Below are 12740 nucleotides of genomic sequence, written 5' to 3' on the forward strand. Positions count from 1 at the left end.
GACACGAACCCCGAACCCGTCCCCGCTCCCGTCCCCGCCGCCTCGGCCGATGAACGCCGACTGCGCGAGGCGGTGGAGCTGGCCCGTCGGTGTCCGCCGTCGACCACCGCCTTCTCGGTCGGCGCGGTCATCACGGGGGAGGACGGCGAGGTCCTGGCCACCGGCTGGTCCAGGGAGGCCGATCCGCGTGCGCACGCCGAGGAGGCCGCCCTCGCCAAGCTGTCGCCGGTGGACGAGCGGCTGACCCGGGCCACCCTGTACAGCTCGCTGGAGCCGTGCAGCCGGCGGGCGTCCCGCCCGTTGTCCTGCACCCGACTGATCCTCGCCGCCCGCGTTCCCCGGGTGGTCTTCGCCTGGCGCGAGCCGTCGCTCTTCGTGGACTGCGAGGGTGCCGAGATCCTGCGCGGGGCCGGCGTCGAGGTGATCGAGATGCCGCACCTCGCCCCTCTGGCCCGGGCCGCCAACGCCCATCTCCTCGGCGGGTGACCGGCCGGGGCACGGGGCGCCGAGGGGAACCGATGTTCGAAGGGTGGTCAAGGACTGATTTCGGTCGTTTCCGAGCCGGTCCCCGCTTCACCCGTTCGGGCGGACGGTGGGTGCGCGGCCGGCCGGAAGGGGTCGCGTAGCCCTCTTCCCGCCCTGTGTCGTGACGCGTGTGAGTGACTGTGGGTGACTACATCAGCTCATATTCACGGTGAGGTGCCGGCCGGTAACGGCGCTTGTCGTCACCCGCCGTGAGGGGCACGATGATCCGCGTCCAAGCAAGATCACCGGGGAGTTTCGGCCCTGTCCCGCCGGGGCTCCCCGTCCCGCCACGCCACCGTGCTCCGAGGAGAGGTAGGTCCATGGCGAAGAAGTCCCCGATGTTCACGGCGATCGCGGCGGCGGTGTTCGGTGCGGTCGTGACGCTCGGAGCCGTTCCGGCGGCGCAGGCGGCCGGCTCCAGCGCCCGACTCAACAACTGCTGGTCCACCTGGGGCAGCACCGGGACGGCCGCCCACTGCGTCAACACCTCGGTGACCGGTGACTACCGGAACGAGGCCCACTGCGGGGGGATCGACTACAACCGGGCCTCCGGGTGGTACCGGATCGCCAAGGGCTCCACGGTCGATCCCTGGGGCAGGTTGGAGTGCGCCTGGTCGATCAGGTCCTCCGACCTCGCGTTCCGGTACTGATCCGGCCGGTGGTGCTCCCGCCGGTGGGGGACCGGGCGGTGTGACGTTGTTTCAGGGGTTTCCGGGCCGTGCGCTCCCTCGGGAGCGCCCGGCCCTTTCTCGGCAGAGGTGGGGTTGTGCGATCGGTCGTCCGGGTCTCGGGCCTGGTGCAGGGGTACGGCAGGGATCCGGTGATCGCCGGGCTGGACCTGGAGTTGGGGCCGGGCGTCACCGGCCTCCTGGGGCCCAACGGCGCGGGGAAGAGCACGCTCCTGCGCACGCTGGCCACGGTGACCCCTCCCCTGGAGGGGGAGGTGCACGTGCTCGGCGAGCACGTGCGATCCGAGCGGACGGCGCGGGCCGCGCGCCGGGAGATCGGCTACCTGCCGCAGGACTTCGGCTACTTCGGAAGCCACTCCGTCCACGACTTCGTGCGGTACTGCGCCTGGCTGCGGGAGGTGCCCTCGGCGCGGATCGCGGAGGCGACGGCCGCGGCCCTGCGGCGGGTCGGTCTCGCCGAGCGGTCCGGGGCGCGGATGAAGACGCTCTCCGGCGGGATGATCCGCCGGGCGGGGATCGCCGCCGCGGTGGTCGGCTCCCCGGCCCTGGTGCTGCTGGACGAGCCCACCGTCGGCCTGGACCCGGCCCAACGGCTGGAGTTCCGCGAGCTGGTGCGCTCCCTCGACGGGTCGGCCGTCGTGCTCAGCACCCATCTCGTGGAGGACGTGGCCGCCGTCTGCGAGCGGGTGCTCGTCCTCGACGGCGGAAGCGTCCGCTTCACGGGAACTCCCGCGGCACTGGCCGAGCGGGCCGTGCCGGGAGCTTCCGGCGACACCGAGCTGGAGCGCGGGTACATGGCCGTCCTCGGTGCGGCGACGCCGGTGACGGGAACGACGGGGGCGCCGGCGTGACGGGGCGGATCCTCCTCGCGGAGCTGCGTCACTCGTCCCTGCGGTGGGCCTGGCCCGTCCTGGTGGCGATCGACCTCTTCGCGCTCTTCGGTCGGTCCGATCACTGGATCGGCGTCTGGTCGGAAACCGGTGCGGCCGCGCAGGTGCCGGCCTTCTATCTGGGCCCGGCGATGGCGGCCCTGGCGGCGTGGACGGCGGCCCGGCGACGCCGGGAGAACGCCGGTGGATGGATGGACGCCGCCGCGCGCCCCGCCCCGCTGATGGAGTGCGTCCATCTCGGCACCACCCTCGCCCACGGGGTGACGGCCTACGGGGTCGGCGTGATCGCGGCCGTGGCGGTGACCCTCCCCGGCGGCGGTCCCCACTTCTTCTGGCCCGGGTACGTGCTGCTCGGTCTCGTCGTGATCGTGCTGTGCACCGGCGTGGGGCACGCCGTGGGCAGGGCCGGCACCTCGCTGGTGGCCGCGCCCCTGGGCACGGCGCTCGTCCTGTTCGTCCTCTTCTCCTTCTTCGGGTTCGTGCCGCAGGGCGCGGAGTGGGGGCTCGGCCTCATGGTCGTCTCCGGCTATCCCGACGTGGTCACGGCAGCCGGCCCGATGCTGGCCAGGAGTGCTCTGGCGCTCGCGGTGGTGCTCGTGGCCGTGGCGGTCGGGCGGGGGCTGCGCTCGACCCCGGGGCGGCCCGGTTGGCCCGGCGTCCCCGTCGCGGCACTCGCCGCCTGCGGATTCCTCGCGGTGTCGGTGGTGGGCTTCGCGACGGCGGGCCCGGTCCTCCAGCAGCGCGGCGTTCCCGACGAGCCGCTGTGCACCTCGCACGAACCCCGGGTGTGCCTGTGGCCGGAGAGCCGCAAGTACCTGGAGGAGGCCGAGCTGATGAGCCGGAGGGTGGCCGCCCTTCCCGCCGATCTCTTCACCTCGCCGGCCGCCTTTCACGAGACCGGCCTGCGGGGGGAGACCACGATGGGTTCGGGCTTCTACATCCGTGAGGGCGAGATGTGGGAGGTCGCCACCTCGCTGGCGATCAGGATCCAGGAGGTGTCCACCCCGCCCCACTGCGACGCGGTCACCTTCGACGAGGACGAGAAACGGTGGGCGGCGGACATGGAGCTGATCTCCTGGCTGACGGCGCGCATCGCGGGCGGGGGAAAGCCGCCGACCGTGAACGGCGGTCCGCCGGGGGTGGACGAGAAGGCCGTTCACTCGATCATCACCGAACCGGAGGAGGTCCAGGTGGCCTGGGCCGAGGAACGCCTCGCGACGATCCGGGACACCCGCTGTGTCTGACCTGCGGAGCCGCCTGCGGCTGTGTCACCCGACGGGCGTGGCCGTCGGCGCGGCGGGGATGCTCGCGGCCCTGGTGTGGCTGGGCGGGGTCGCCATGCCGGTGCCCGTGGCGACCGGTGGGGACTCGACGGTGCAGCTGCGGATGATCGTGGTGCTGGCGGGAGCGATCCTGGTCGCGGTGCCGATGCGCAGCCCCATGGTCGACTGGGAGGTCGGCGCCGGACCCCTGGCCCGCCGGGTGGAGTTGACGCTGTTGGCCGTCCTCGCGTCGGTCGGCGTGGTCCTGGTCGGGGTGTGCGAGGCGCTGGTCCGGTCGCCGGAGTCGGCGGCCTCGCTGCTGCGGGCCCAGGCGATCTGGCTGGGTCTGGCGGTGGTCTCCGCCCGGCTGCTCGGGGGGTGGTCACGGGCCTGGGTGCTGCCGTTGACGACGCTCTTCCCCCTCACCTACCTGGGCTGGGACGCGGCGGGGGAGGTGCGCTGGTGGAACTGGCTGTGGCAGCAGCACACGGCGACGGGCTGCTGGGCCCTGGCCGCCGTGGGTGTCGCCGGGGCGGTCCTCGCCCTGTGGGCCACCCCGTGGCGGACGCGCCGGCTGCGCGGTCGTCTCCGCCGGGGACGCGGGGCACCCCGGGCCGTGCCTGCCCGGCCGGGGAGCCGGACGAAGGCGCCCGCCGCCCGCTGAGCGACGAGGCGTCGGCGGTCGACGGGCGGCGGCACGGTCGGGTGTCCGGCCGTCTTTTCCGTCACTCTTTCGAGTGTGATTCGGTACGCTGATTCCTCATTCTCGGCAGCAGGAGAGGTGGTTTCCCCGGCGGGGTGGCGTGCGCGTCGCTCTCGCGTGCCACCCTTCTTTCCTGTTGGGGTGATATTCGTGAAGCCGAAAGGAGGCATGGTATGACGGACAGATTCGAGGAGGCTTTCCTGACCCGGTCGGAGACCGCTTCCCACCTTCAGATCCCGTGTTCGACCCTGAACAGTTGGCTCAGGGGGGAGGCAGCCGGAGCCCCCCTTGTACACGAGGTGGAGGCCGAGCGAGCCAAGCAGCCCACGATTCCCTTCGTGGGTGTCGCCGAGGCGTACGTACTCCGCTCGTTGCGGGATCTCGGCCTGAGGATGAGCGAGATCCGCGAGGCGGCCTCGGCGGTACGAGCCGCTTTCCACTCCCCGTACGGGTTGGTGTCCCGGCGCATCGCCACCGACGGGGTGGACATCTTCATCGAGCACGGCTTGGGGGACCTGCGGCGGGCTCGGGACGGGCAGGGCGCCATCCGGGAAGTGGTCGCGGATCACCTGCGATACCTCTCCTGGGAGGCGGGCGATGAGTTCCCCTCAGGGATCCGGCTTCGGCAGTATCCGGCGGAGGTGCCGGTGATCCTCGATCCGCGCTTCGGGCACGGGCGCCCGGTGATCGAGTCGAACCGGGTGCCCGTGACGGCCGTGGCCGACCTCTGGGAGGCGGGGGAGAGCGTCGAGGAGATCGCATACGAGTACGACATGACGCCGGAGCAGGTGGACCTGTTGTGCCGGGCCGTGGTGCGTCTTGCCGCCTGAGTTCTTCCTCGACCGCAATCTCGGGCGGCGAGTCTCGGAGGAGTTGAGGGCCCGGGGGTGGGTGGTCCATCGGATCGGTGATGTTTATGCGGACGATGGTCAGGATGTGCCGGATGAGGAGTGGATCTCTCTCGGTCTCCGGCGCGGATGGGTACCCCTCTCGAAAGACGGTCGTATCAGAGGAAGGGATCGTGAATGCGGTCCCCTGCGTGAACATGCCGGCATTCTCTTCTATCTCGACAATCAGCAGTTGCGGTCCACGGTGATAATCGATCGTTTTGATTCGTGTCGTCCCCTCATTCTTGAGGCGCTTGAGAAAGGTGGCCCGGCGGCGTACGCGGTGCGGGCGGATGGGATCGAGCAGACCTGGCCGTGAGATCCCGGTCGGCTCCGGTTGACCTTCGGGTTGGTCGAAGGGCCACGATCGGGGCCATGGACGGCCACACGGACCTGCTGGGGATCGGTGCCTTCGCCCGCCGCGTCGGGCTGACGCCGAGCGCCCTGCGCTTCTACGACGACTGCCGCGTGTTGCGCCCCGCGCACGTGGATCCCGTGAGCGGCTACCGGTACTACGCCCCCGGTCAGGAACGGCGCGGTCGGTCGCTGCGGACACTGCGCGAGGCGGGCGTCCCCTTGGCGGAGGCCGCGGTGGTGCCGGCCGGCTCCCGTGTGGAGGCGGTGGCCGTGCTGGAACGGCATCGCCGGCGGACTCGGGAGCGGACGCGCGTCGCGGAGGCGGCGCTCGATGAACTACTCGCCGCCGTGACGGGCACGGGGTCCGGGAGCGGTGGCGCCGGTGAGCGGGGGACGGAACCGGTCGGCCCCGACCGGCCCCCTCCCGACCCCGACGGAACCACGCGGGTGCGGCTGGACGGCCTCGAACCGGCCGGGGCGGTGCGGCAGGTGGTGCCGTCGGTCGAGCGGACCGGCGAGCACCCCGTGCTCGGCTGCGTCCTGATCGAGGTCGGTGGCGCGGGCGGCGTCGGAGGCGATCGGAACGATGAGGCCGGCGAGGTTCGGTTCGTCGCCACCGACCGGTACCGCCTGGCGGTGAGGTCCCTCGTTCACCGAGGGCTCTCCGGGCCCCGGCGGGCGGTCCCGGTGCCGGCGGATGCCCTGGTGGAACTGGCCGCCGGCGCGGTGCGGACCGACACCGTGGAGCTGGTGCTCCCCGCCTCCGATCGTGACGGGGTGCTCGTCCGGGGCGTGCCGGGGACGACACGCCTGCCGGTGGGGGAGGGGGAGTACCCCGACCACCGGATGGTGCTCGACGGGATCGGTCCGCCCCGGCACCGCGTCGTCACCGACCGCCCGGCGCTGCTCGCCGCCCTGCACGACCGGGAGGGCGCCCCCGGGGTCGTCCTGTCACCCGGCTGCGACACCGTCGCCGTCGCGGCGTTCGACGGGCCCGGGGAGGCGGACCCCGTTCGTCTCCCCGCCGTGTGGCGCGGGGAGGGCCGGCTCCGGATCGGCTTCGCCCCCACCGTGCTCGCCCGCGCGCTGGAGGCCGGGATCGGCCCGGACGTACTGCTGGAGGTGGCGGGCGAACGCTCCCCGGTCGTCGTGCGCTCCGCCGACCAGGGCGGCTTCACCACGCTGGTCATGCCCCTCGCCCTCCCGGGCGAGGGCCTTCCCATCCGGTGAGCGACCGTCACCACCCTTCTGTCACCCCGAGTCCTTCCACGAGTTCACCGGGAGCCGAAGCATGGATCCGAACAACCCCGTCGTCCGCCTGTGCGGCGAGGGCATGACCGCCGAGGCCGAGGGGCGGGAGGAGGAGGCCCGCGAGTTGTTCCGGCGTGCGTGGGACGCCGCCTCCGACGAGTGGGAGGCGTGCGTCGCCGCCCACTACCTCGCCCGGCACCAACCCGGTCCGGAGGAGACCCTGCACTGGAACCGTGAGTGTCTGCGCCTGGCCGAGCGGGTGGGGGACGACCGGGTGCGGGGTTTCCACGCCTCCCTGCACGGCTCGATCGGCCGCGCGCTGCTGGAACTCGGCAGGCCCGGGGAGGCCGGACCCCACTTCGCGGCGGCGGCCGATCGCCTGGCGGACCTCCCGCCGGGGCCGTACGCCGAATGGCTGCGGTTGTGCGTGGCCAGGGGGCTCCGGGACACTGGCCCCGGGCCGGCGAACACCCCGGCGGAGGAACGGCTGAACACCCTGGTCGCCGCCTGGTGTGCCCGAGCCGACCTCGACGCGCTCGCCCCGGTCCTGCCGGCCCTGCGCGGCGATCTGCGCACCCCCGGGGACGGCGAACGCCTCACCACCGTGTTGCGGATGTTGCTCGCCGAGCGGCGTCTCCCGGCCGGGGAGCGGGAGACGCTCACCGCCGTGATCGCCGCCCGGACGAACCCGGAGCGCGCCGACGCCCCGGCCGGGTGAGGTATTTGGGCCGGGGCGTCGGGGGCGAAGAAGGCGAGCGACGGGAGACGGTCGCCCGGGAAGGTCAGTCCGCGCGGGGGTGCAGGTTGAGGACGGGGCCGTCCCGCACCACGCCGAAGCCGGAGCCGAAGAGGGCCGGGGCGACGCCGCTGTCCTCGTTCACCATCTCGCCGTCGGCGGCGTTCACGGCGACGGGCGGGGCGTCCTCGCCCCGGTCGACGAAGACGATGCCCCCCTCCGCGCCGACGGGCACGCCACTCCATCCCTCGTCGTCGCGGGACAGGCTCCACAGCACCGCCCCGTCGGCGTCCACGGCCACCGCCCCGGAGTCGGCGCCGCACATCACGACGTCGGTGGTCGGCTCGTGCACGCAGGGCGGAGAGCCCGTCGGCAGGCCGTCCTCGTCGGTGACGAGCACCGAGCCGTCGGCGGTGGAGACCAAGGCGGATTTCAGGCCGCCGGGCAGACCGACGCGCAGCACGGGGCCGAATCCCGCCCCGCCATTGGTGTCGTCGTCGGCCTTGCGCCACACCACCGAGCCGTCGACCGGGGAGAGACCGGTCAGCGGGCCCATCAGGCCCCCGTCCACGATCTGGCGGGCGATGATCACGCCCTCGTGCACGGCGAGGGCGAAGTGCGCGTCGGTGTCGCTCCACGCGACCGCCGCGTCCGGCACCGAGACGGCGTAGGTGCTGCTCATCATCCGGTCCTTGACGATCTGCAGGATCAGCAGGTCGTCGTGGTACCCGAGCAACGAGGTGGAGGCCGAGACCCGGGGCGGGGCGGCGCCCCACTCCTCCGGGACGAAGGCGGCGTTCCAGACCCGTTCGCCGGTCCCGGCGTCGGCGGCGATGATCTCCAGGCCCTCACCGGCGGGGAGTTGGACGGGAAAGCCGGAGAAGACGACCGGCGTGCCGTTCACCTCGCCCGCGAGGGGGGTCTGGACGGAGCGCACGCCGGCCTGTGCCTGGTCCAGGGAGTCCTCGGGGATGGTGTCGGGGACGTGGATGACGGGGTGCTCGGGTTCGGCGCGGCCGGTCTCCGTGCCCTCGGCGTCGAAGCGGGTCAGGCCGGTGTGGTCGGCGAGGAAGACTGCGTCGCCGAGGACGGCGGCCGGCATCGGCGGGGTGAACGCCTCCTCGGTGAGGGTCGCGGCGGGCTCCGCGGCGAAGGCCGGGGGAACCTCGGGCTCCTCCTCCACCACCGCTTCGGTCCCCTCGGCCGCGTCGCCGGCGGCCCCGTCCGTGTCCTCCCCGCCGCCGGAGCAGGCGGCGAGCAGCGCGACGCCCAACAGGGCGGCCCCCGCGACGCGCGTGCGGCGGCCCCGCCCCGCGCTCCTCGTCCGTGTCCCCGTACGCATGTCTCCCGCCCCTTCGTGTCCGTCCCGGCGGCCCGGCGTCGATCCGTGGGCCCGCGTCGTCGCGCGGCGGCACCCGCGGGCACCGCGCCGGTATGTCGATTCGGTTGTCGATCGATCACTCGTCGTGTTCGTCGCACGAACCTATCAACTGCCTTCGGGTGTACGGGAAGAGGGGCCGCGTCAGCCGGGGAGACGCCCGTTTCCGCACGTCGATCGGGGAGCGGGACCCGGTGGGGGATGCCGGTGTGTCACGATCGGGGTCCGCGCCGGTCCGGCGGGTCGTCCGCCGGTGTGGCCGGAGCCGGCCCCGGATGTCGGGGCACGGGGTTCACCGGCGGATCGCGAGGAGGTGTGCCGTGGAGGCTTCACCCGCGCCGGAACGGCCGGAGCGGCCCGGCCGGTCGGGCCCGCCGGTGCCCGGGCGTCGCGCGGCGGGCACCGCCGCGTGCCCGCCCCCGTCCGCGCAGGCCGCGCGATCCGCGCAGGCCGGACGGTCCTTCCCCGTCCTCTCCGCCATCGAGGAGCGCCTGGACCACTCCGGCGCGCGCGGCCTGGCACACGCCGTGGAGCGCGCGGTGCGCGACGGCGCCCTGGCCCCCGGCACCCGCCTGCCGCCCATCCGGCGGGTCGCCGTCGAGCTGGCGCTCTCCCCGACCACCGTTGGCGCCGCCTGGCGGCTGCTCGCCCGCGAGGGCGCCATCCGCACCGACGGCCGGCGCGGCACCCGGATCGCCGAGGGCGGACCGCCCGACCCCGCCCGGTACCGCCGTGCCCTGGACCGGCCGGCCCGCCCGGTGCTGGACCTCTCCGGGGGCGTCCCGGACGCCGCACTGCTGCCCCGCCTGGACCGCGCACTCGCGGGACTGACCACCGCCGGCACCCCGGCCACCTACCTCGACGAGCCGGTCCTCCCCGAGCTGGCCGCCGTGCTGCGCGCCGACTGGCCGCACCCGGTGGAGGAGGTGACCGTCGTGGACGGCGCGATGGACGCGCTGGACCGGGTACTGGAGACCCTGGTCCGCCACGGGGACCGGGTGGTGGTCGAACACCCCTGCTTCCCGCCGCTGGTGGACCTGCTGGAGTCGCGTGGCGCCGAGGTGGTCCCCGTGCCCCTGGACGCCGAGGGCCCGGAGCCGGACGCGCTGGCGGCGGCGCTGCGGGAACCGACCGCCGCCGTGGTGCTCCAGCCCCGGGCGCAGAACCCCACCGGGATCTCGATCACCGGCCCCCGCGCCGACCGTCTGGCGGACCTGATCGCGGAGGCCGGGACGATCCTGGTGGAGGACGACTCGGCGGGCGCCATCGCCGCCTCCCCGTCCCGGGGGCCCGGCCGCCGGATCCCGGACCGCACCGTGCACATCCGCAGCTTCTCCAAGTCCCACGGCCCGGACCTGCGGATGGCGGCGGTCGGCGGCCCGGCCGAGGTGATGGGGGAGGTGCTCGGGCGCCGACGGCTCGGCCAGGGGTGGAGCAGCCGACTGCTGCAACGGGTCCTGCTCTCGCTCCTCACCGACCCGGCCTCGGTGGCGGAGGTGGCGGCGGCCCGGGAGACGTACGCGCGGCGGCGGGCGGCCGTGGTCGGCGAGCTGGCCGCGCGCGGGGTGGCCACCGGCGGCACGGACGGCGTCAACCTGTGGACGCCGGTGCGCGACGAGACGGCGGCCGTGGAACGGTTGCGGCACGAGGGGATCGGCGTGGCCCCCGGCTCGCCGTTCCTGCTCCTGACCGACGCCCCGGGCGGGGACCACGTTCGGGTGACGGTCGGCCTGGTGCCGGAGCGGGACGCGGCCCGGGTCGCGGCGGTCCTCGCCGGGGCCGCCCGGGCGTGAGCACCGGCGTCCTTTCCACGGGGCGCGCTCCGCCCCCGATCATCGGATAGGGACCGCTCATGTCCGGTACACCCGTCTCCCCCCGTCACTCCGGCCCCCGGGGCCCGCGCCGCCTGTTCGCCGCCCTGCGGCGCTCCGGTGGTCGGAACGCCCCGTTCCCCGGTGCCACCGGCAACCGCCACCGGGGCCCCGACCGGCGGATCGCCGTGATCGGCCTGGGCCGGTTCGGCGGCTCCCTGCCCACCGAGCTCATGCGGCGCGGCTGGGACGTGCTGGGCATCGATCGCAGCGAGGCGCGCGTGCAGCGCCACGCCGACCTGCTCACCCACGCCGCGACCGGTGACTGCACCGACGACGAGGTGCTGCGCCAACTCGGCGTCCACGAACTGTCCAGCGCCGTGGTGGCCATCGGCAGCGACATCGAGGCGAGCATCCCGACCACCTCCAACCTGCTGGACGCCGAGGTGCCCAAGGTGTGGGCCAAGGCGGTCAGCCGGCAGCACGGCCGCATCCTGGAACGTCTGGGCGCCCACCACGTGGTGTTGCCCGAGCACGAGATGGGGGAGCGGGTCGCGCACCTGGTCACGGGTCGGATGCTCGACTTCGTCGAGTTCGACGAGGACTACGCCATGGCCAAGACCCTCGCCCCGACCGTGGCGACCGGCCGCCCGCTGGGCGTCAGCGCGGTGCGCTCCCGCTACGGGGTGACCGTGGTCGGCATCAAGCGGCCGGGCGAGCAGGTCACCTACGCCACCGCCGAGACCGTGGTCGAGCCGGGCGACGTGCTGATCGTCAGTGGACGCATTCGGGCCGTCGAGCGCTTCGCCGACCTCCCCTGACCCGCCCCGCCCCGGCGCCGCCGGTGGGCGGGGCCGGGGCGGGGAACGCCCACCCGCGTCCCGACGGTCAGGCGGCGGTGGTGTGGCGGTCGGCGACGTCCAGGGCCCGGTCCAGCAGGGCGATGCCGTACCGGACCTCCTCCTCGGTGATCGTGCACGGCGGCGCCACGTGGGTGCGGTTGAAGTGGACGAACGGCCACAGGCCCGATGCCTTGCAGGCGGCCGTGAACTCCGCCATCGGCGCCGCGTCGGCCCCGCTCGCGTTGAACGGCACCAGGGGTTCGCGGGTCTCCCGGTCGCGCACCAGCTCCACGGCCCAGAACACGCCCAGCCCCCGCACGTCCCCCACGCTGGGGTGCCGCTCGGCCAGGGCCCGCAGCTCCGGGCCGATCACCTTCTCACCGAGGGTCCGCACGTGCTCCAGGACGTTCTCCTCGCGGAAGATGCCCATCGACACCACCGCCGAGGCGCAGGCCAGCGGGTGTCCGGAGTAGGTCAGGCCGCCCGGGTAGGGGCGGTCGCGGAAGGTGTCGGCGACGGCGTCGGAGATCACCACGCCCCCCAGCGGCACGTACCCGGAGTTGATGCCCTTGGCGAAGGTGATCAGGTCCGGCACCACCCCCCAGTGGTCCACGGCGAACCACTCGCCGCACCGCCCGAAGCCGGCCATCACCTCGTCGGCGATCAGCAGCACGCCGAACTCGTCGCACAGCGCCCGCACGCCCTCCAGGTAGCCGGGCGGCGGCACCAGGATGCCGTTGGTGCCGACGACGGTCTCCAGCACCACGGCGGCGATGGTGCGCGGGCCCTCCATCACCATGGTCTGTCGCAGGTGTTCCAGGGCGCGGGCGCTCTCCTCCTCCTCGCTCCCGGCGTGGAAGGCGGACCGGTAGGGGTACGGCCCCCAGTAGCGCACCACGCCCGGCGTGCCGGGCTCCGAGCCCCAGCGCCGGGGTTCGCCGGTCAGCGCGATGGCCCCGGCGGTGGCGCCGTGGTAACTGCGGTAGGCGGCCAGGACCTTGTGCCGACCGGTGTGCACCCGGGCCATCCGCACGGCGTGCTCGTTGGCCTCGGCGCCGCCGTTGGTGAAGAACACCCGGTTGAGGTCGCCCGGCGCGACCTCGGCGATCAGCCGGGCGGCCTCGGCCCGGGCGTCGTTGGCGAAGGCGGGGGAGACGGTGGCCAGCCTCGCGGCCTGCTCGGCGATCCCGGCGACCAGCTTCGGGTGCTGGTGGCCGATGTTGACGTTGACCAGTTGGGAGGAGAAGTCCAGCCAGCGGTTGCCGGCGTAATCCCAGAACCAGGAGCCGGCGGCGCCGGCGATCGGCAGCGGGTCGATGTGCCCCTGCGCGGACCAGGAGTGGAAGACGTGGGCCCGGTCGGCGGCGCGGACCCGGGCGTCGGCCTCCGGGTCGGGGGCGGGAGCGGCG

Annotated in this window: 13 protein-coding genes; 11 read left to right on the forward strand and 2 right to left on the reverse strand. The window is 74.0% G+C overall.

Annotated features, from left to right (window positions below; translation table 11 throughout):
• The 9 genes from FNQ90_RS03315 to FNQ90_RS03355 all read left to right on the forward strand — a co-directional run.
• On the forward strand, window positions 1–486 hold a 486-nt coding region (locus tag FNQ90_RS03315), incomplete at its 5' end, for a deaminase (protein WP_228470823.1).
• A gap of 359 nt (window positions 487–845) precedes the next feature.
• Window positions 846–1175, forward strand: a complete 330-nt coding sequence (locus FNQ90_RS03320; protein ID WP_182604879.1) for a hypothetical protein — start codon at window positions 846–848, stop codon at window positions 1173–1175.
• A gap of 116 nt (window positions 1176–1291) precedes the next feature.
• Window positions 1292–2065, forward strand: coding sequence for an ABC transporter ATP-binding protein (locus tag FNQ90_RS03325; RefSeq protein ID WP_182604880.1), 774 nt, complete (start codon window positions 1292–1294; stop codon window positions 2063–2065).
• Complete coding sequence (locus tag FNQ90_RS03330) at window positions 2062–3348, forward strand: hypothetical protein (protein WP_182604881.1); 1287 nt, start codon at window positions 2062–2064, stop codon at window positions 3346–3348. Before FNQ90_RS03325 ends, FNQ90_RS03330 begins: the two co-directional genes overlap by 4 nt.
• Window positions 3341–4030: a hypothetical protein gene (locus FNQ90_RS03335; RefSeq protein WP_182604882.1), complete on the forward strand. Its 690-nt coding sequence runs from the start codon at window positions 3341–3343 to the stop codon at window positions 4028–4030. Before FNQ90_RS03330 ends, FNQ90_RS03335 begins: the two co-directional genes overlap by 8 nt.
• Window positions 4031–4242: 212 nt before the next feature.
• Window positions 4243–4899, forward strand: a complete 657-nt coding sequence (locus tag FNQ90_RS03340) for a DUF433 domain-containing protein (protein WP_182604883.1) — start codon at window positions 4243–4245, stop codon at window positions 4897–4899.
• A 43-nt stretch (window positions 4900–4942) separates the two neighbouring features.
• Window positions 4943–5275 carry a PIN-like domain-containing protein gene (locus FNQ90_RS03345; protein ID WP_267133010.1) on the forward strand — a complete coding sequence of 111 codons (333 nt, stop codon included), beginning with the start codon at window positions 4943–4945 and terminating at the stop codon, window positions 5273–5275.
• 56 nt (window positions 5276–5331) lie between these two features.
• A complete protein-coding gene (locus tag FNQ90_RS03350; protein WP_182604885.1) occupies window positions 5332–6543 on the forward strand; it encodes a MerR family transcriptional regulator in 1212 nt (403 codons plus the stop codon).
• 61 nt (window positions 6544–6604) lie between these two features.
• Window positions 6605–7282, forward strand: a complete 678-nt coding sequence (locus FNQ90_RS03355) for a hypothetical protein (RefSeq protein WP_182604886.1) — start codon at window positions 6605–6607, stop codon at window positions 7280–7282.
• A 64-nt stretch (window positions 7283–7346) separates the two neighbouring features.
• Here FNQ90_RS03355 and FNQ90_RS03360 read toward each other — a convergent pair whose 3' ends face one another.
• Window positions 7347–8642: an outer membrane protein assembly factor BamB family protein gene (locus tag FNQ90_RS03360; RefSeq protein WP_182604887.1), complete on the reverse strand. Its 1296-nt coding sequence runs from the start codon at window positions 8640–8642 to the stop codon at window positions 7347–7349.
• Between the two features lie 356 nt (window positions 8643–8998).
• Here FNQ90_RS03360 and FNQ90_RS03365 point away from each other — a divergent pair, with 356 nt between their 5' ends.
• Together FNQ90_RS03365 and FNQ90_RS03370 are read left to right on the forward strand one after the other, a co-directional pair.
• Window positions 8999–10471, forward strand: a complete 1473-nt coding sequence (locus FNQ90_RS03365; protein WP_323379754.1) for an aminotransferase-like domain-containing protein — start codon at window positions 8999–9001, stop codon at window positions 10469–10471.
• A gap of 59 nt (window positions 10472–10530) precedes the next feature.
• Window positions 10531–11310 (forward strand): potassium channel family protein, encoded by a 780-nt coding sequence (locus FNQ90_RS03370; protein WP_182604889.1) that lies wholly within the window; start codon window positions 10531–10533, stop codon window positions 11308–11310.
• Between the two features lie 67 nt (window positions 11311–11377).
• Here FNQ90_RS03370 and FNQ90_RS03375 read toward each other — a convergent pair.
• A partial coding sequence (locus FNQ90_RS03375; RefSeq protein WP_182604890.1) for an aspartate aminotransferase family protein occupies window positions 11378–12740 on the reverse strand: 1363 nt, incomplete at its 5' end.

Origin of the sequence: Streptomyces alkaliphilus, from assembly GCF_014141535.1 — a bacterium.
Lineage (GTDB): Bacteria > Actinomycetota > Actinomycetes > Streptomycetales > Streptomycetaceae > Streptomyces > Streptomyces alkaliphilus.